We start from the raw sequence: 18,356 nt of genomic DNA, 5'->3' as shown, positions 1-18,356 counted from the left end.
GCTAAATTATGCTTCTTTGTTTCTTTAACTTTTTCATTTGATAAATGTATGCAAGAATTTGAGCTACAGCTTTGAAAAGTTTTGCCGGAATTTCATCACCAACTTCACATGATTTATAAAGTGCTCTTGCAAGTTCAACATCTTCATAAAGTGGAACATTATTTTCTACAGCAATCTTCTTAATTCTTTGAGCAAGTTCATCAAGTCCTTTTGCAACTACTTTTGGTGCATTATCTTTTTCCATTTCATATTTTAAGGCAACAGCTACGTGCGTAGGGTTTGTGATTACTACATCAGCAGTTGGAATATCTTTCATCATTCTTCGGCGAACAATGAGTATCATTTGTTTTCTTATTCTCGATTTTATCAGCGGGTCGCCTTCTGTCTGCTTTAATTCTTCCTTAACTTCTTCCTTAGTCATCATCATTTCTTTTTTGAATTTATATTTCTGATAAATAAAATCCACTGCTGCAATTATTGAAAAGAATAAAACTATCTTCCATGTCAATGCAAAAAATGAATCGAGCATGAATTGTACTGTATCTTCAATGCTTAAATCAACAAGTTTTACTGTATCAGAAATTAACTTTGAAATAATGAAATATGTAAAAAGACCAACAACAAATAATTTGATTAATGCTTTTGATAATTCTACAAGCGAATGAATTGAAAAGAATATTCTTTTAATTCCATTTATTGGATTAAACTTTCCAAAACTAATTGCAAGAGCTTTTGGCGTTATCTTAAAACCAATTTGAGCTATATTACTAATAAGTGCAATTACCATTACTCCAAATATTATTGGAAGAGTTAAAGTGAAAAAGAAAAGAGCCCACTTAACTGCATAAGTTTGAAGAACTGCTTTTGTTAATTCTACATGGTTTAAAGAATTAAGAGCATCTTTTGTGAAGTTATAAAATTGTTCTCCAATAAAATTTTTTGTTAGGTAAATCAATATTAAGCCGGAACCAAAAACAGCAAGAGAATTAATTTCAATACTTTTTGCAACCTGACCTCTTTCTCTTGCATCTGCAAGTTTTTTACCCGTTGGTTGTTCAGTCTTTTCCTGTCCTTCGAATTCTGCCATTCTACGACCCCATTGCTCTAATTAATTGAAGCAAACTGGATTCATATCCTTCAAGTAAATTTTTAATTGCATAAACATAAAATGGAACTAAAGTAAGAAGCAGAAGAATTCCAATACCGCTTTTCAGTGGCTGCGAAACAAAAATAATTTGTATCTGAGGAATTACTCTTGCAATTATACTTTCTGCAATATGAATAAGGAAAAACGAAACAATAATTGGAGATGCAATTTTAATTGCGATTGTAAAAACAACAAATGAATATTTAATAAGAAGCTGATATACTGAAGAATTTATTACATACTTCCCAATTGGAATAACTTGAAATGATGCCACAACTCCGCTGATTACATAATGATGACCATTAATCAAAATGAAAATTAATATTGAAGTATAATACAAAATTTCACCTATGATATTATTCGGGATTTCTTCCATAGGATTTAATACTTCTGCAAGCATAAGTCCCATATCAAAACCAATATAAGTTCCAGCATAAGAAACTCCCCAGAAAATAAAATTCATCACATAACCTATGATTAATCCTGTAATCAATTCTTTTGCAGAATACACAACAAGTGAAATTAAATTTATGTCAACAATAATTTTGCTTTTGTCAATTGTTAAAAAAGTTATATATGCAATAATCAATGCTAAGAAAATCTTAGCAAGTAAAGGAATTGAATTATGTGCAAAAATTGGTGCAGTAAAAATCATGCCTGCAATTCTCATAAACACAAAAAGAAGAATTATAAAATCTGCTATTAAAATGTTTGTCATTTAATCACTGTAAGAAACATTGTGAACATTTTATTCGTAAGTAGAGTAAGTTTATCAACAATCCACGGCAAAAGAAAAATTATAACAACAACAGTTGCAATTAATTTTGGCACAAAAGTCAATGTCATTTCCTGAATTGAAGTTGCTGCTTGAAATATTGAGATAAAAATTCCAACAATTAAAGAAACTCCAAGAATTGGAAGCAGAATTATAAAAGCTGTATAAAAAGCATCTTTTAATACTTCAATAATTACTTCTTCGGTCATTATGAAAAACTCCTTACCAGTGAACCAATAATTAAATTCCAGCCATCAACAAGAATAAAAAGCAAAATTTTGAATGGAAGAGAAATCATCATCGGAGGCATCATCATCATTCCCATTGACATTAAAATGCTCGAGACAATCATATCAATCATCAAAAATGGAACAAACAAGAAGAAGCCAATAATAAATCCAGCTCTCAATTCGCTTAATACAAAAGATGGTATTAAAATATAAGTTGGAAGTTCGCTTCTATTTTTGGGTCTTGGCATTTGAGATAAACTTACAAACAATTCCATATCTTCATCGCGAGTATTTCTAAACATAAATTCTCTAATTGGTTCAATTCCTTTGTCATAAGCTTCTTTAACTGTAATTTTATTATCCATTAAAGGCTGAAGTGCCTGTTCATTTACTTTTGACCAAGTTGGTGCCATTATAAAAAATGTGATGAACAATGCAATTCCTGCTAGTAATTGAGAAGGTGGCATTTGCTGTGTTCCCATTGCACTTTTTAAAAAGTGAAATACAATAATTATTCGAAGGTAAGATGTTGTCATAATAATAATTGATGGTGCAAGAGAAAGCACAGTCATCAAAAGAAGAATTTGAAGAGTAACAGAAACATCTTCTCCCTTTGTTGCAGTTCCGATATCGAGATTAATTTTTGGGAATGGAATTGTTTGTGCTTGTGCAAATAGATTTCCTGCTGCAAATGTTATAACAAAGAAAGCTAATAATAAAAATCTCTTTTTCATCTTATTCCTAAGTTCTGCTTCAATAAATCCAAAAATGTTTTTTTAATTTCACCTTGAGTTAAATCATCATCTAACTGCGGTGAATAATCATATTCTTTAAGCAAGGTTATATTGTTTTCGCTTATTCCAAGCAAAAAAATTTTATCTTGAACTTTTACTACAGATAAATATTTTTTAGGCATTATTAAATGATTATTAAGAACTTCTATTTTGAGCAATTTGGATTTTTTACCATTAATCGAAAAAGAATATTTTCTTACCATTATAAGGGCAAAAAACAGAAGCCCAAGTATTAACACTAATGGCAGTAATGTTTTTATGATATCTAAGAATGACATTAATAAATATCCTTAATTCTTTGTGCCGGGTCTACAAGTGCAGTAATTCTTATTCCAAAATGTTTATCAATTACTACAACTTCGCCTTCTGCAATTTTTTTGTTGTTTACAAAAACATCAACTGGTTCACTTGCTAATTTTTCAAGTTCAATTACATAACCTCTTTCAAGTTCAAGAATATCTTTAATTTGCATTTGAGTTCTTCCAAGTTCGATATAAACATTCATCTGAAGGTCTTTAAGCAAACTAAGCTTTTCTTCAGCACCTCCCATAGTTCTTGTTGAATCATCAAACTCGTCAAATTGAGCTAATGAAGCCTGAAAATTATCTTCAATGTTTTCTAAATTATTCATTGCATTATTGGTGGTGTTATTTTCGTCCATAACAACCTCATTTAGATTTTTTTTCGAATATTTTTTCTGTGACTTTTACTGCTTTGTGATTATTTGAAATACCAGCTCTTCCTAAAAATAAAACTCTGTCGCCTGTCTTAACTTTTACATCTTCATCAATTCTATTTTTGAGTTTTATAATATCTCCAACTTCGAGTTCCATTAATTCTTTGACAGAAATTTTTGTTGTACCAAATTCAACTCTAATTGGAACAGATGTTCTTGTAAGATGATTTGTTAGTACTTCTCGTGATGTAACACCAAAATATTTTGTTGCACGAATTGATGATAATTTTTGAGTAGTCATCTTTGCTAAAATGCTGTCGAAAGCAAATGTAGCAAAGCATATATTCATTAAGTATGACTGTTCGCCAATTACAATTTCAAATGTAATCAGAAGAACTGATTCGCTTTGAGATGTAATTTGAGCAAAGTCAATATCGGGCTCAAATCTTTCAACTACAAATTCAAGATTATCAATTATCTGCCATGCTTTGTTCAAATCATACATTACTCTGTCTACAATTACACGAAGAACTTTTTGCTCAATAGGTGTAATTACTTTTACTTGTTTTGTACCAGTTCCGCTTCCGCCTAATAACTTATCTACAAATAAAAATGCAAGGTCGTTATTAATTTCAAGAATTCCTTTAATATCTGTATTCTTAATTTCAAATGTAAATAAGCATGCAGGATTGGAAACAGATAAAACATATTCTGAATAATAAATCTGGTCAACTGTAGCAACATTAATGCTTACAGTTGTTTGAAGTTTGGTAACAAGAAATGAAGTAAAACTTTCTGCAAAGTTATCGCAAATGCTTCTGATTATGCGAAGCTGATTTTTTGAAATTCTATTTGGCAGCCTGAAATCAAAAAGAACTGCTTCCTTTTCAGGACTTGGTTCAATCTTCTGCTCTTGTCCACTTTTAAGATTATTGAGCAGCTGGTCTATTTCTTGTTGCGATAATATTTCTGCCATAACTATTGCAAAATATATTTACTGAAATAAACATTGTTAATTTTTACATCAGGCATAAGCTGAGTAATTCTTTGAGATATTTCCATTCTCAATGTATCGCGATAAACTGCATCGCTTAAATGTGCTAAATCCTTGCTGCTGAGAACTGAAATTATAGCATCTTTAACAAGTACTTCTTTTTCTTTCAGTTCTTTTTGATTTTGTTCTGTGAGAAGGTCGAAGCCAATGGAAGAAAGCAAAAGTCTTTTTCCATCTGTGCCGGCTGGATTGATAATTAAATCTTCTACAACATAAATATACTTCCCAAATTCTACATGACTAATTGAATCCTTCCCATTGGCTTCACCATTCTCTACGGAGTCAACTGCGACAGAAGAGGTATGTGATTGGATTTTAGGTAATAATATGTTTGCTGTAATAAAATAAACAGCAATCAATTGCACTATAAAAAGAGGGAGCCCGATTAATAATACTTTTGAATTGAATCCTTTTGAACCGGATTCTTTGATTCTCTCTTCTGCCTGTTCTACGATATTTTTTTCATTTGTTTGTTCCATAGCGACAATAATTTTTCAATTATAATGCCACCATGAACAATTAAAAAAAAGATAATTAATTGAGGCAGGAAGAATTTGAATGGCTAATATTATTCAGTTGGATAAAAGAATAATTACAAGATTATGCCGGAAACATAAACAATAAACAAGTTTTCAAGATTTTAAGGTTCAACACTACATCCCATCATTCCATCATTCCATCATTCCATCTTGCCATTTATTATTTATAGAGGGAGATGATAATCTCATCTCCCTTGAGCTAAAATTATCTAATCAAATTAGTAATTTCTTGAAGCATTGCATCTGCAGTTGTAATTACTCTTGCATTAGCTTGGAAGCCGCGCTGAGAAATAATCATCTTTGTAAATTCTTCTGATAAATCAACATTTGACTGCTCAAGTGCACCTGATTGAATTGTAGTAACAGAATTTTCACCTGGAGTGTCAATTCTTGGGTCACCGCTGTTAGCAGCCACATTATACATATTATCTCCTACACTAACTAGTGCATTCAAGTTTTTGAAAGTAGCAACCATTATTTGAGCTAATTTAAGTGAATTTCCATTTGAGAAAATTCCAATTATATTGCCATACTGGTCAATGTTGAGATTGGATAATGCTGCAGAAGCAGAACCATTCTGAGATAAAGCTGCAATCTGTGAACTCAAGTTAGTTTGAGTTACACCAGCAGTGCCTTTGCCAAAATCAAGGTCAATAATTTGAACTTCTGCACCAGTAGCAGGGGTAAATGTAATTTGAGGAGTTGGAGGTGTAGTTGTTACCTGATTTCCAGCCTGCCATATACTTTGTATTTGTCCATTTGCATCAAAATAAATTTCTCCAAATGCATTTGGACTTAATGTACCACTTGTAGTTGGAACGGATACAGACCAGCTCCATCTGTTGTTATCAACATGCTCAAATTTAATTGATAAAGTATGAGAGTTACCAAGAGAATCAAATATTGTAACTGCACCTAAAACCGGCTCTGGGACCTCCCCTTTATCTACCCGACTGATTGGATTTGTAGAAGCATTAAGATTGGTTAATGAATTCATATTAATTTTGAAATCAAGTTTATTTGCAGAATTCGAGAAATTAACATTTATTGCTGCTGTTCCTTCAATTCCTGTTAATAGACCTGTTATACTATCAAAAGCCAATTTTATTTTTCCATCATTGCTGTCGCTGTCATTACTTGCAGTATTTTCATTATTTACTAATAATCCATTGCTGTCAAAAACTTTATAATAGTAATACCAATCAGAACCATCAAATTCATAATAATTAACTAATGCGTATTCCTTCCCATCTTTACTGTAAATTTTATTACCTGTAACTGGCTGAATAGTTCTATCAATGCTTGAACTTCCTGCTAAGTTAGTAATTTCAGTTAAATCAATTTTGAATTTTAAATCTGGGAAATCAGGACCATCTGTACCTGAATCATATAATCCCATATCAATAACATCTGTTCCATCAAATTCTATGGATTCTGTTTTATCATTTGTTGGCGAAACATTAGATTGTTGTGTATTATGTAATTGATATTTCAATTCCCATTTGCTTGATGTAGTATTGTACTCAAATTTATAATATAAGTAATAAGGTTGATTTTTATTATCATATACAAGCATTTGTTTATAACCATCTACTATATCAGTATCACTTGAGCTTGGGTTGGGATATGGAGTTGTTGTATCTGAACTGCTTAAGTTACCAAACATTTTCAAATTGTAAGTATAACCGTCATCAGGATATCTTGAATTAATTGGTGCAGTATTACTCAAATTACCAACCAAATCAACTACATCAGTTCTAATTGTTGGAGAGCTGCTTTGAAGATTTCCACCCCATGAAACATTTGTAGTTTTAACTGCTGGCAGTCTCATGTTTTTATCAATTACTATATCCTGCAAAGTTGTTCCTGGAGGAATTTCGCCCAATCCATTTGCAATTTTACCTTGAACTACTGCGCCATTTTGAGGATTTACAAGTTTGCCATCTGCATCAAAAATAAATGCACCAGCACGGGAATATAATTGTTGTCCATTGCTCTTTAAGATAAATAATCCTGGACCCTGCAATGCTAAATCTGTAGTTATTCCAGTTCTTTCAAAAGTTCCTTGGTTCCAGTTGCGGTCAATTGAATTAATCTTGGTTCCTAATCCAATCTGGAATGAATTTGTTCCACCTGTAGTTGTTGTTGGATTGGTACCAGCTTTAACAAATTGATTAAAAGTATCGCTGAATGTAACACGAGAACCTTTGTAACCAATTGTGTTAACATTAGAAATATTGTTGCCAATAACATCCATCATTGATTGATGGTTACGAAGACCGGACACTCCGGCAAAGAGTGAATTTAGAAGTGCCATAGTTAACCTCCTTTAGATTTTTGATTCGGCTTCAGTCAGTCCACCGAATCTGGAGCGTCCTCGGAAGGTCCCGCTCCATTGTTTATTACTTTAGTTAATTAAAATGCAAAAACTACACTGTCAATATTTGTAAAAACATTTTCGTTCGAGTTTTCGACCTCGATTGCAGTAACAACAGTACGATTCGGAATATTTACTATAAATGCAGTGTTGTTCATCAAGATTAAAGAATCACGCGAACCTTTTGCTTCTGCTTTTTCAACAGCATCTTGAATCTTTGCAATCTCTTCTTCACTTAATTGAATTTTTCTGGATTCCAATCTTTTCATCGCATGATTTGAAAATTTTATCTTCTCAAGTTCTTCCTTAAATATCGAATCAAAAGATGCTTTAACCGGGTCGCGGTGATTCTTTACCGAATCGCTGCTGCCTGTAATCGGAATAAATGGAACAGATATTCCATTAATTTCAGGCATTAATTATCACCTCCCTGTTTGTTGATAATTTCAAGTATATCTCCAGCTGAATATTGTGCTCCATTAATTATTAGAAGTGTTCCATTTTCTGAATACTTTATTCCATCAATTAACCCAAGAATATATGATGTAACATTTACTGCATTATTATTATAATCACTTGCTATCAGTTCGAACTTATAATCCCCATTAATTACTTTTTCACCATTATTATCGGTTAAATCCCACAAAAGTTTATTGCTTCCTTTTTTGTTAGAAGCTTCTAATGATTTTATTAATGTTCCATATTGATTGTAAATATTCACTTTAACAGATTTTACACCTTCAGGCAGCTCATATCCAATGCTTAAACTTTCCTGTCCATTAACCTGCAAATCTTTTGAATTTACTTTTACTTCTTTGCCAATCAAATTTGCAAGCATTGTATTATTAATTGATTGAGTAAGCATATAATTTGCATCTATGCTTTGTTTGAGATATGAGTTCAAATTTGTAAGCTGCTCGAGTGAACTGAATTGAGCTAATTGTGAAGCATATTCAGTTCCATCCATCGGATTTAATGGGTCCTGATTTTTTAATTGTGCAATCATCAGCTTCAAAAAATCATCTTTCCCCAAAACACTTTTGTTTGAAGATACTGTCGAAGTGTTCGAATTATTTTTTACCTCGCTAACCATTTTCTGCCTCTCATATTAAATAATCATATGTATTGTAGCCCATCAATTTTTTTGTTGATGGCGTTTTCGAATTTTCTACTTTAATTTCTTTACCATAAGATTTTGAATAAGATTTTTTTCTAATATTAGAATTCCTTAAAGACTTCTGCTCATAATTGCCCAAACTTACATTTACATCATTAAGTTGAATTCCTGATGACTGCAGTGAGTTCTTTAGCTGCTCAATATTATTTTGAATTAACTGCTTAACCTGTTCATTCTCAACTTCAATATTTGCACGAAGTTGATTTTCAATATAGTCTACTGAAAGTGTTAGTTTGCCAAGATTTTCTGGACTTAATTGAAATGTTATACTCTGTTTATTTCCACTGTTAATATATTTTGAAAGTTCATCGGCAATTTGATTTGCATTAATAACTTTCAATGATTCTTTCAAATTCCCAAACTCATTCTGAATTTTACTTTTCAATGTATTGATTTGATTATCGGGCAATTCATTTTTTTGATTGGAATTTTCGTGAGTATTTATCTGTATATTTTTCTGTGGTTCTTTTGAGATAACTTGCTCAAACTTATTTACATTCTTATCAAAATCATTTGCTGTTGAATCTGCCTGATTCAAATTTTTCTTGACACTTTTTTCATCCTTGCTATCCTTAGAAAAATTAGCATCGTTTGAACTAATAGATGGAGTTATTTTAACTTCATTTTGTTTGAATGATTGAAAATCAACAGTTTCATTTGAATTCGTTTTATGAACAGTATTAATTTGATTTGAATTTGTATTTGCATCAACCTTTTTACTTTCATCTGCATTATTCAGATTAACTGATTTTAATTTTTCAGCAGTTTCGTTTGTTTGATTCTTGTTATTTTCGTGTAGGAAGGACTTCAAGCTTGATTTCGCAAAACTTTCAATAAGTTTATCAGGCAGAGGCTCTTTAATTTGTTCTGTGTTATCAGGAATTATTTTTTGATAACTATTAACTTCTTTTGAGTTATGTTTTTCGTTGAAATTGACTGGGGTTTCAAATGATGCTTTCAAATTGGCTTTTTTTGTTTCAACTTTTATGCTCTCAATATTTAATTCTTTTATTTTGCTTTCTAATTCATTCTGAATGCAATCACTCTTAACTTCATTAATTTCTTTTTTATCAAATACTTCAGATTTTTTATCAATAACTTCTGGGTTAAAGTTTGTTATTTCTTTTTTCGATGAATCTTTAATTACCTTTGCCTTTGTAAATTTTCCTCCTGTTAACAAACTAAAATCGATTTGAGAACTTGATGAAGGAAGAATATCATTTTCAATTAATGAATTATTTTTTATTTGTGGGGAATATTCAGAAGTTTTTTCAAATTCTTTGTTAAAACTTTTTTCTACAGAATTGTCATTAACAAAATTTTTATTCAGTATAATCTCACTTAAACTATTTTCAGCATCTTTTTTTTCTGATTCAACATAATTATTTCCTTCAACAGTTTTATCAATATTAACAGATTTTAATTCTGTTTCATTTTTTTTAATAGGATTTATAACACCAGCGATTTTAGAATTATCAACTTCACCATTTGAATCAACAATATTAATTTTTGCTTTGCTGCTTTCTTCAGCAAATAAATTATTTTCAGCAGGAATGTTTGTTTTAAAATCTTTATCAGGTGAATAAATAAAATTATTATTCTCAAATGAAGTGTGAATAAATTCTAATTTATAATACTTTTCTTGTGAATAAACTGCTGATTGATTCTCAAATGTTGAATTCTCTTTTTCAAATTTATTTTCTTTTGTTTTTTCTATATCATAAAAATTATTTGGGGCTGCTTCATAATTTATATTTTTATTTGAAGCAAATAAATCATTCTGAGATTTAGTCCCCTTAAGTTTTTTACTCAAACTATTTTTACTTTCATTTGCAGGTTCTGTGCTTGAAATTGTTAATGTTAATTTTTCCCCATTTGTTTTAAGAGTAACATTAAAAATATCTCTATTGTCAATTGATGAAATTATTGCTTCTGGATTAAAGCCAATAAAATCATATTCACTCGAACCGGTGGAATTAATTTGATTATCTTTATCTCTTTCATTCAGATATACAATTTTTGAATCCTGAAAATTACCTTTATCCGAAAAATCTTTTTGTTTTAGTGATTCATTAATTTTATTAAAAAACAGTTCAAGATTTTCTTTATCGAGAATAAATATTTTTGAAGTGATATGAGCTGAATTAATGTTAACTGAATTTGAGTTCGAGATAAGAGCAATATTTTCCAATAATTCAATTGCCTGCTGAATGCCTTCAACAGTTTCCTTGTTTGATTTTGTTATTGTTAAATTCTTCAAATCATTTACATCAAGAAGAATTTCTTTTTCTTGCTGATTAATATTTTGCTGACTGGAATCAAGTTCTTCTTCGCAAATTTTAATTATATCGGAGAATAGATAAGTTTTATTAGAATTATCCGACGAACTTAAAAAGTTCTTATTCCCAACTAAAAAAGATTTATCAAAAAATAATGGATTTAAGTTCATCATTGCACACTAACTATTCTGTTTGCTACTTCTGGTTTAAGTTCTGCAATTATTTCTGCTGCTTTTTTCTTCTTCATTGAAAAGATTATATCTCTTGCTATATTATCGGAATAACTCTGTATAATTTTAGCAGCTTTTTTAGAATCCATTGCTTCGTAAAGTTTTACAGTGTTTTTGAGCCATGTTTTATAAGCACTATCTTTTTTTGTTGATTGACTCACATTATCAGATTGAAAACTTGCAGGGACTACTGTTTTAGATTCTCTTTCTGCTTTTAATCTTTTTACTTCTTCCAATAAAATGCGCAGACTGTCAAGCAATACCGAGTCTCTTACATTCATCGAAAAAGTATCGTATGCTGATTTTTCCTTAGCTGAACTAAGTGAATCAGTTAATTCTTTTTTCAACTTTGCAACATTTTTAGCATTATTCCCTTTAGGAAGAGCAGATGCTTCTGGTTTAATATTACTTACAGGAGTAAAATCAAATGCAAAAACATTTCTGTAATTTGATGCTGCGTAAATCATTAGTAATGTTACAATTAAAAATGCAGCAATAAATGCAAACCCATAAATAATTTTTCCTTTCACGATTCTTTCCTGTTAAAATTATTTATAGCAATTTCATTAAGTTGTTTAAGTTCTTCCCTGTTTGATTCAAATAAAAATTCTTCATATTGCTTTTCTTTCAATGCTTCGAGTATCTTTTTTTCTTTTTTGCGTTCAAGCAGTTCATCCAATTTAAGCTGCCTTTTTGTTTTCCAATCTTCTATTCTTCTGCTCAAATTCGATATATCTTTTTCTAAAGTTTTGCATAACGATTTTGCACTCTTATAATCAATTGCTTTTATTTTTCCGCTGTTTATCTTATCACCAAGAACCTTTCTCTTGGTTATTAATTTTTTCTTTTCAGTTTCGAGTCTTTCAATCTCTTTTTCTATTTCAGAAATTTCTTTTAATATTTTTTTTTCGAGAACCTCTTTAATTTTTAAAATTGATTCATACTTATAAACAAACTTCGACATCAGTTATCCATTATGTGATATAATTTATCAATTGTATCGGGATAATTTGCTTTTTCAAAAATATCTTGTTTAAGAAATGCTCTTAATTGATTAATCTTGCTGATTGCTCTGTCAATTTGAGGATTGCTTCCTTTTACATAAGCTCCAATGTTGATTAAATCTTCTGCTTCTCTGTAAGTTGCAAGCAGTTCATTGAATGCCATTATTTTTTTATAATGTTCATGGTCAATAATATCAGGCATTACTCTGCTTACACTTTGAAGTGTATCAATTGCCGGATAATGTCCTTTATTTGCCAGTTTTCTTGAAAGAACAATATGACCATCAAGAATTGAACGAACTGCATCTGCAATTGGCTCGACCATATCATCACCATCAACAAGAACTGTATAAATTCCAGTAATTGAACCTCGTTCAGAATTTCCTGCTCGTTCAAGCAATTTTGGCAAAAGAGCAAAAACAGAAGGAGTGTAGCCTTTTGTTGTTGGAGGTTCACCAATAGTCAATCCAATTTCTCTTTGAGCCATTGCAAAACGAGTTACAGAATCCATCATAAGCATTACATCGAGACCTAAATCTCTAAAGTATTCTGCAATAGTAGTTCCAACATATGCACCTTTCATTCTAATGAGAGGAGATTTATCGCTTGTAGCAACTACAACAACCGAGCGTTTTAATCCTTCTTCACCTAAATCTTTTTCAATAAATTCTCTAACTTCTCTTCCTCTTTCGCCAATAAGAGTAATAACATTTACATCTGCACTTGTATTTCTTGCAATCATACCAAGTGTTACACTTTTACCAACACCACTTCCTGCAAATATTCCAATTCTTTGACCTTTACCAATTGTTAATAATCCATCAATTGCTCGAATGCCTGTTTGTATAGGAGTTGTAATTCTTTTTCTTTCAAGTGGATTTGGCGGTTCACGATGAGCTTCTCTGTATGATGAATAAAAAATTTCTCCTTTGCCGTCAATTGGATTTCCAAGACCATCGATTACTCTTCCAAGTAATTCTTTTCCCACACCAACAAGAAAACCTTTTCCTGTTGCTTTAATTTCGCATGCAGGAGAAATGTTATGAACATCTCCTAAAGCGATTGAAAGCACTTTTCCATTTTTAAATCCAACAACTTCGGATTTACAGATTTCATTTCCATTCTGGTCCACAATTGTGCAAACTTCTCCCATAACTACATTTGGTCCAACTGATACTATAACTAATCCAACTACATCAACAACTTTTCCATTTACTTTTAGTGTATCAGATTTTGAAATTACTTTCTGATATCTTTCAAGTATGTTGTTAACTATATTCATTTTTCTTTTTTTGGAATACTTTCTTCTAATTTTTTTCTTAATTCTTCAAGCTGACTTGAAATTCTTGCATCAACATTTCCAATTTCTGTTTCAACAAGACATCCTCCTTTTTCAATTCTATTATCGGGTTCAAATTTTATTTTATTGAATGAACTATTATTCAAAAGATTTCTGCTGAATTCATTCAACTTTTCAAGGTCATCAGGATTTAATCTAATTTTTACTTCATTAGCTCCAATAATTTTTGAAATTGCTGCTTTGAGATTTTCGTTTATTAAAGTTTCTATTTCAATTTCACGTTGAAGAATTTTTTTAGAAATTTCATAAGCTGTATTAATCACAAGACTTTCAAAAGCAGTTTCAAACTCTTCCATTCTCTGGTCATAAGCTGAAAGAATGTTATAAACTTCTTCGTATTTCTTATAGAGTTTTTCAGAAAATTCTTTTTCTAAATCTCTTCTTAATTTTTGTTGACCATCATTAAAACCTTTTTTGTATGCCTCTTCAATTCTTTTTTGTATTGATTCAATTTCTCTTTCTTCTTGAACTGAATCTTCACCAGAGCGAACTTTTACAACAGGTTTAGATTTACCGGCAGTAACTTTCAGAACATTAGACATAAACTTCTTCTGGACCTCCTCTTATGTTCAGGGAAATTTCTCCTGCTTCTTCGAGTGCTTTAATTACATCAATAATTCTTGCCTGAGCTGCTTCAACTTCTTTTAATTTCACCATTCCCATGTATTGCAATTCTTCTTTTAACAAATCCGCTGCACGTTCAGACATATTCTTAAATATTTTTTCTTTAAGTCTGTCATCAGCAATTTTAAGAGCAAGAGCTAAATCTTTTCTATCAACTTCGCGCAAAATTTTTTGAATATCTCTATCGGCAATATTTATAATTTCATCAAAGATGAACATCAATCTTTTTACTTCGTAAGCAGTTTCAGGGTCTTTTTCCTCAAGCCGTGTAAGAATTTCTTTTGTAAGAGAAACATTCAATCTGTTCAAAATTCCTGCTAAAGTTTTTGGACCGCCAAGTTTTCCGACAGATTGGCTCATCGATAAACCAGCAATCTCATCAACTACATGTTCAATTTGCTTTAGTGTTTGAGGTGCAATTTTTCCTAAAGTAGCAATTCTATAAGCAACATCAATTCTTAAATCTTCAGGAAGTTCTTTCAATGCAGCTGCAGTCTGGTCTGGACTTAATTGAGAAAGAATTAATGCCATTGTTTGAGGATGTTCTTTATTCAAGAAATTAATAAGCTGTGCAGGTTCTGCTCTTTTAAGAACATCAAAACCTTTGAGTGTCGTAAGTCTCTTAACTTTTTCAATAATTTCCTGAGCTTTTGGTTTACCAAATGTTTTTTCAAGAACTGCTTCTGCATAATCAATTCCACCTTCAAGAACATACTCACGAGCAGTAACCATGTTATAAAATTCTTCAATTACACTATCAGCAACTTTTGATGGAATATTTTTAACTTTCGTGATTTCAGCAGAAAGAGTTTCAATATCACTCGGGTCGAGATGTTTGAGCACTGCTGAGGCAGCTTCGACATTCAAAGCAACCATCAGCATTGCAGCTTTTTGCATCCCGGTTATTTCAGAAAGCTGATCCTGTTTCTGTTGCACTTGCACATTTGTATTTGTATTAGATTTCATACTCATGCATCCATGCATTAATTAGTTTTGCTGCTTCTGCAGGATTCTTTGTAACATAGTTTATAATTTTTTCCTGTTGATTTCTTTTCAACAAAGCTTCATCAGAAATTTCATCTTCCAAATCACCAACAGGAATTAGAGGACGTTTTTTAGATGCAGCTAATTGATTCATTAAATTTGTTTCTGCTTTTTGCGGCAAAGCAGATGCAGATGAAACTGTGCTATAATCTCCAGTATTTATTGTTCCAATAACAATTTTTTCTGTTTTTAATTTTTTCATCAAACTCTTCAAAACAAATATTGAAGCAATGATTGCTACAAGCATAAAGATTACATTTGTCAATTCATCTGCGTTTGGAATCACTGAATTTTTATCTTCAACTGATAAATCTTCATTTGACTTCACTTCGAACGGAATGCTTACAAGAGAAAATTGGTCGTTTCTGTTTGGGTCAATTCCAACGGCATTCTTTACAAGCTCTTCAAGCTTTTTAAGTTGTTCTGGTGGACGAGGTTCGTACACAATTTCTGTTTTGTCTCCATTTTTTACTTCTTTTGGAATATCATTAATTACTGCAGCCACACTCAATCTTTGAATATTGCCGCTTCCTTCAATAACTTTTTGAATTGTTTTGCTAATTTCATAATTGGTCAAAGTATTTTCGTTGTTCTGTGCAGTTGAATCTTTTGAACTAACTCCTTGATTATTGGATTTAATCGTTTGTTCACTTACTGCAACCTGTGATTCTGGGTCAAATTGTTCCATTGTTTTTTCTACCTGATCGAAATTTAAATCTGCATTTACCTGAACTACTGAATTTCCATATCCAAGAACATTATCAAGAATTGCTTGAGCTTTTTTTGCAAGATAATTTTCGACTGACTGTTTAATTTCATATTGTTTGGTTGATGCAAAAGCAAGGGGTCCTTCTTCTGTATCATTTGATAAAATTCTTCCTTTGGTATCAATTATTGAAACTTTGCTTGGCTGTAAACCTTCTACACTTCCACAAATCAAATTTACAATTGATGAAATGTTTTCTTTGCTGATTAATGCTCCATTTCTCAATTTCAAAACAACAGAAGCTGAAGGGAGTTTTTCTTCTTCCTTAAAAATTGTTTTTTGAGGAATTACAATGTGAACTCTTGCACCTTGAACTCCATCCAATTGTGAAATTGTTCTTGCAAGTTCTCCTTCAAGTGCTCTTTTGTAATTAAGTTTTTGCATGAATTCAGACATCCCCATGGTTGTCTTATCAAAAATTTCATAACCTATTACACCAGAGCTTGGAATACCGCGTCCAGCAAGAGCCAATCTTGTTTCATAAACTTTTTCTCTCGGGACTTTAATAGTTTGTCCACCGTCATCAATTTTATACAAAATTTTTTGGCTTGAAAGATATTCTACAACTTTGGAAGCATCTTCAGCAGAAAGTCCGCTGTAAAGTGTAGTGTAAGTTGGTTCATTCAAGAAAAACAGAAGAACAACAAGCAATACTGCCGTAAGCAGTATTCCACCGATTAACATAAATTTTTGCTTGGGATTAAGCTTATTGATGATTCCCATCAAAGCTTGTAATGGATTTGAATTCATATCAGACTGGTATCCTTGTTAATTCTTTATACATATCAATTGCTTTGTTACGAATTTCCATTAATAATTCCAGACTTGTTTTAGCTTTTTCTCCAGCAATCATAACTTCATGAAGTTCAACACCATTGCCAGAAACAAAATCTTCAATAGCTTTTTGTGATTCTTTTTGTGCTTGATTAACATTATTAATCAGTTCAGCAAAAGTATTTGTGATGTTATTTTCTTCTTTTGGCTTTTTAACTTCTGAGTTGAGAGAATTAACAACAAAATTATTTAATCCATCAATTTTCATTTTATCCTCTCCTGTCTATTATAGAGCCTATTGTAACTCCGGTTACTTTCCCTTTTGCATTGTAGAATTCATAACTCAAAATTTCTTTTTGCTTTTCTGGATAAAGATTTGCAAAAAATTTTTTTTCTTCTTGAGTTACTTCAGGCTTTTTAATTTTATCTGTGTTATTTAATGAACCATGATTAATTACTGAATAATTTCCAATTGAATTTGTTGTGATTTTCATTTTATATCTCCAGTGAATCTTTTACCATTTGTTTTGATGAATTAAGTGCAGTAAGATTTGCCTCGTAAGCACGAGTAGCTGCAATCATATCAACCATTTCATTTATTATATTCACATTCGACATCTGCACATAACCATTTTTATCTGCATCTGGATGGTCAGGCATATAAACAACATCACCGGGTTTTTCATCTGTCAATTCATTTATTTCAACATTATCCTGAACTGGTGGAAGTGAAATATCTTTAGTTTTTACACCAGTAAAATGATTTTCTTTTGTTGTGTTCAGTTTAAGAATTTGTCCTTCAATTGCAAGTTTTGAAGCAAAGCTTGTTTTATCTTCCTGCACTTTCAAATATTTTCTTTGATAAGGTTCGCCGTTCTCTGTTCTAATTGTATCGGCATTTGCAATGTTCTGGGCAATGAGTTCCATTTTTTTTCTTTGGATACTCATTCCTCGAGCACTAATTCCAAAACCAAATAAACTTCCTAAGATTTTCAAATTTTACCCCCTCCTCTAATAACAGTTTGTAATGTTTTGTAATATTCTCCAACTTTTTTCGAAGCAAATTTGAATCGAAGTGTATTTTCTGCAAGCTCAGACATTTCTTTTTCAATATTTACATTATTAATTCCAGAAATATTCTCGCTGCTTTCATCATAAACAATTTCAAAATCAGGATTTTCATCTTGAGATGAATTTATTGAAGGCAAATGTTTGCTGTTGGTAGTTTTTAGAATAGCATCAGAATTTTCTTTCAACAGGCTTTTGAAGGAAACATCTTCTCTTTTATAATTTTCTGTATGGACATTAGCAATATTATTTGCAATAACCTTATTCTTAACAACACAATAGTTAAGCAGGTTTTCAAGAAGTTTTATAGTTGACATACACTTTTTTGGATTTTTTTAATATTATATCCAAAAGAAGTGCCATCATAAAAAATTGATTTTTATTGATTTGATTAACAGATAACTAAAAAGATTGGCTAAATGTGAACAGTTGTAAATT

Annotated in this window: 22 protein-coding genes; all 22 read right to left on the bottom strand. The window is 31.1% G+C overall.

Annotation, left to right across the window (positions count from 1 at the left end; genetic code table 11):
* Position 1: 1 nt before the first annotated feature.
* On the bottom strand, positions 2-1,087 hold the full coding sequence (gene flhB, locus AC27L2_RS07385; protein WP_487211083.1) for a flagellar biosynthesis protein FlhB: 1,086 nt from the start codon (positions 1,085-1,087) through the stop codon (positions 2-4).
* A gap of 1 nt (position 1,088) precedes the next feature.
* Positions 1,089-1,865 (bottom strand): flagellar biosynthetic protein FliR, encoded by a 777-nt coding sequence (fliR, locus tag AC27L2_RS07380; RefSeq protein WP_487211082.1) that lies wholly within the window; start codon positions 1,863-1,865, stop codon positions 1,089-1,091.
* A complete protein-coding gene (gene fliQ / locus AC27L2_RS07375) occupies positions 1,862-2,131 on the bottom strand; it encodes a flagellar biosynthesis protein FliQ (RefSeq protein ID WP_487211081.1) in 270 nt (89 codons plus the stop codon). The genes fliR and fliQ overlap by 4 nt, the downstream gene beginning before the upstream one ends.
* Complete coding sequence (gene fliP, locus AC27L2_RS07370; RefSeq protein ID WP_487211080.1) at positions 2,131-2,886, bottom strand: flagellar type III secretion system pore protein FliP; 756 nt, start codon at positions 2,884-2,886, stop codon at positions 2,131-2,133. Before fliP ends, fliQ begins: the two co-directional genes overlap by 1 nt.
* Complete coding sequence (locus AC27L2_RS07365) at positions 2,883-3,224, bottom strand: flagellar biosynthetic protein FliO (protein ID WP_487211079.1); 342 nt, start codon at positions 3,222-3,224, stop codon at positions 2,883-2,885. The genes fliP and AC27L2_RS07365 overlap by 4 nt, the downstream gene beginning before the upstream one ends.
* Positions 3,224-3,607 carry a flagellar motor switch protein FliN gene (gene fliN / locus AC27L2_RS07360; protein WP_487211078.1) on the bottom strand — a complete coding sequence of 128 codons (384 nt, stop codon included), beginning with the start codon at positions 3,605-3,607 and terminating at the stop codon, positions 3,224-3,226. Before fliN ends, AC27L2_RS07365 begins: the two co-directional genes overlap by 1 nt.
* A gap of 7 nt (positions 3,608-3,614) precedes the next feature.
* On the bottom strand, positions 3,615-4,598 hold the full coding sequence (gene fliM, locus AC27L2_RS07355) for a flagellar motor switch protein FliM (RefSeq protein ID WP_487211077.1): 984 nt from the start codon (positions 4,596-4,598) through the stop codon (positions 3,615-3,617).
* A 2-nt stretch (positions 4,599-4,600) separates the two neighbouring features.
* Positions 4,601-5,155, bottom strand: a complete 555-nt coding sequence (locus AC27L2_RS07350; protein ID WP_487211076.1) for a flagellar basal body-associated FliL family protein — start codon at positions 5,153-5,155, stop codon at positions 4,601-4,603.
* A 265-nt stretch (positions 5,156-5,420) separates the two neighbouring features.
* The gene (locus tag AC27L2_RS07345) at positions 5,421-7,532 is read right to left on the bottom strand and encodes a flagellar hook-basal body complex protein (RefSeq protein WP_487211075.1); all 2,112 of its coding nucleotides are present in this window, start codon (positions 7,530-7,532) and stop codon (positions 5,421-5,423) included.
* Positions 7,533-7,630: 98 nt separating this feature from the next.
* On the bottom strand, positions 7,631-8,008 hold the full coding sequence (locus tag AC27L2_RS07340) for a TIGR02530 family flagellar biosynthesis protein (protein ID WP_487211074.1): 378 nt from the start codon (positions 8,006-8,008) through the stop codon (positions 7,631-7,633).
* Positions 8,008-8,685, bottom strand: coding sequence for a flagellar hook assembly protein FlgD (locus AC27L2_RS07335; protein WP_487211073.1), 678 nt, complete (start codon positions 8,683-8,685; stop codon positions 8,008-8,010). The genes AC27L2_RS07340 and AC27L2_RS07335 overlap by 1 nt, the downstream gene beginning before the upstream one ends.
* 10 nt (positions 8,686-8,695) lie before the next feature.
* On the bottom strand, positions 8,696-11,221 hold the full coding sequence (locus tag AC27L2_RS07330; RefSeq protein WP_487211072.1) for a flagellar hook-length control protein FliK: 2,526 nt from the start codon (positions 11,219-11,221) through the stop codon (positions 8,696-8,698).
* A complete protein-coding gene (locus tag AC27L2_RS07325; RefSeq protein WP_487211071.1) occupies positions 11,218-11,808 on the bottom strand; it encodes a MotE family protein in 591 nt (196 codons plus the stop codon). Before AC27L2_RS07325 ends, AC27L2_RS07330 begins: the two co-directional genes overlap by 4 nt.
* Positions 11,805-12,242: a flagellar export protein FliJ gene (locus AC27L2_RS07320; protein WP_487211070.1), complete on the bottom strand. Its 438-nt coding sequence runs from the start codon at positions 12,240-12,242 to the stop codon at positions 11,805-11,807. Before AC27L2_RS07320 ends, AC27L2_RS07325 begins: the two co-directional genes overlap by 4 nt.
* On the bottom strand, positions 12,242-13,564 hold the full coding sequence (gene fliI / locus AC27L2_RS07315; RefSeq protein WP_487211069.1) for a flagellar protein export ATPase FliI: 1,323 nt from the start codon (positions 13,562-13,564) through the stop codon (positions 12,242-12,244). The genes AC27L2_RS07320 and fliI overlap by 1 nt, the downstream gene beginning before the upstream one ends.
* Positions 13,561-14,184: a FliH/SctL family protein gene (locus AC27L2_RS07310; protein WP_487211067.1), complete on the bottom strand. Its 624-nt coding sequence runs from the start codon at positions 14,182-14,184 to the stop codon at positions 13,561-13,563. The genes fliI and AC27L2_RS07310 overlap by 4 nt, the downstream gene beginning before the upstream one ends.
* A complete protein-coding gene (gene fliG, locus AC27L2_RS07305) occupies positions 14,177-15,232 on the bottom strand; it encodes a flagellar motor switch protein FliG (RefSeq protein ID WP_487211066.1) in 1,056 nt (351 codons plus the stop codon). The genes AC27L2_RS07310 and fliG overlap by 8 nt, the downstream gene beginning before the upstream one ends.
* Positions 15,222-16,826 carry a flagellar basal-body MS-ring/collar protein FliF gene (gene fliF / locus AC27L2_RS07300; protein WP_487211064.1) on the bottom strand — a complete coding sequence of 535 codons (1,605 nt, stop codon included), beginning with the start codon at positions 16,824-16,826 and terminating at the stop codon, positions 15,222-15,224. The genes fliG and fliF overlap by 11 nt, the downstream gene beginning before the upstream one ends.
* Position 16,827: 1 nt before the next feature.
* Positions 16,828-17,118, bottom strand: a complete 291-nt coding sequence (gene fliE, locus AC27L2_RS07295) for a flagellar hook-basal body complex protein FliE (RefSeq protein WP_487211063.1) — start codon at positions 17,116-17,118, stop codon at positions 16,828-16,830.
* Between the two features lies 1 nt (position 17,119).
* Positions 17,120-17,344, bottom strand: a complete 225-nt coding sequence (locus AC27L2_RS07290; protein ID WP_487211062.1) for a hypothetical protein — start codon at positions 17,342-17,344, stop codon at positions 17,120-17,122.
* 1 nt (position 17,345) lies between these two features.
* Entirely contained in the window at positions 17,346-17,846 is a 501-nt protein-coding gene (flgC, locus tag AC27L2_RS07285) for a flagellar basal body rod protein FlgC (protein WP_487211061.1), read from the bottom strand.
* Positions 17,843-18,235 carry a flagellar basal body rod protein FlgB gene (flgB, locus tag AC27L2_RS07280; protein WP_487211060.1) on the bottom strand — a complete coding sequence of 131 codons (393 nt, stop codon included), beginning with the start codon at positions 18,233-18,235 and terminating at the stop codon, positions 17,843-17,845. The genes flgC and flgB overlap by 4 nt, the downstream gene beginning before the upstream one ends.
* Positions 18,236-18,356: the final 121 nt, after the last annotated feature.

The sequence above is a fragment of the Rosettibacter sp. KY25 genome (assembly GCF_057554405.1).
This window is presented reverse-complemented; position numbering and strand designations above follow the sequence as displayed.

Coding starts and splice junctions, on each gene's coding strand:
- flhB (WP_487211083.1), bottom strand. CDS start 1,087: ATGGCAGAATTCGAAGGACAGGAAAAGACTGAACAACCAACGGGTAAA.
- fliR (WP_487211082.1), bottom strand. CDS start 1,865: ATGACAAACATTTTAATAGCAGATTTTATAATTCTTCTTTTTGTGTTT.
- fliQ (WP_487211081.1), bottom strand. CDS start 2,131: ATGACCGAAGAAGTAATTATTGAAGTATTAAAAGATGCTTTTTATACA.
- fliP (WP_487211080.1), bottom strand. CDS start 2,886: ATGAAAAAGAGATTTTTATTATTAGCTTTCTTTGTTATAACATTTGCA.
- AC27L2_RS07365 (WP_487211079.1), bottom strand. CDS start 3,224: ATGTCATTCTTAGATATCATAAAAACATTACTGCCATTAGTGTTAATA.
- fliN (WP_487211078.1), bottom strand. CDS start 3,607: ATGGACGAAAATAACACCACCAATAATGCAATGAATAATTTAGAAAAC.
- fliM (WP_487211077.1), bottom strand. CDS start 4,598: ATGGCAGAAATATTATCGCAACAAGAAATAGACCAGCTGCTCAATAAT.
- AC27L2_RS07350 (WP_487211076.1), bottom strand. CDS start 5,155: ATGGAACAAACAAATGAAAAAAATATCGTAGAACAGGCAGAAGAGAGA.
- AC27L2_RS07345 (WP_487211075.1), bottom strand. CDS start 7,532: ATGGCACTTCTAAATTCACTCTTTGCCGGAGTGTCCGGTCTTCGTAAC.
- AC27L2_RS07340 (WP_487211074.1), bottom strand. CDS start 8,008: ATGCCTGAAATTAATGGAATATCTGTTCCATTTATTCCGATTACAGGC.
- AC27L2_RS07335 (WP_487211073.1), bottom strand. CDS start 8,685: ATGGTTAGCGAGGTAAAAAATAATTCGAACACTTCGACAGTATCTTCA.
- AC27L2_RS07330 (WP_487211072.1), bottom strand. CDS start 11,221: ATGATGAACTTAAATCCATTATTTTTTGATAAATCTTTTTTAGTTGGG.
- AC27L2_RS07320 (WP_487211070.1), bottom strand. CDS start 12,242: ATGTCGAAGTTTGTTTATAAGTATGAATCAATTTTAAAAATTAAAGAG.
- fliI (WP_487211069.1), bottom strand. CDS start 13,564: ATGAATATAGTTAACAACATACTTGAAAGATATCAGAAAGTAATTTCA.
- AC27L2_RS07310 (WP_487211067.1), bottom strand. CDS start 14,184: ATGTCTAATGTTCTGAAAGTTACTGCCGGTAAATCTAAACCTGTTGTA.
- fliG (WP_487211066.1), bottom strand. CDS start 15,232: ATGAAATCTAATACAAATACAAATGTGCAAGTGCAACAGAAACAGGAT.
- fliF (WP_487211064.1), bottom strand. CDS start 16,826: ATGAATTCAAATCCATTACAAGCTTTGATGGGAATCATCAATAAGCTT.
- fliE (WP_487211063.1), bottom strand. CDS start 17,118: ATGAAAATTGATGGATTAAATAATTTTGTTGTTAATTCTCTCAACTCA.
- AC27L2_RS07290 (WP_487211062.1), bottom strand. CDS start 17,344: ATGAAAATCACAACAAATTCAATTGGAAATTATTCAGTAATTAATCAT.
- flgB (WP_487211060.1), bottom strand. CDS start 18,235: ATGTCAACTATAAAACTTCTTGAAAACCTGCTTAACTATTGTGTTGTT.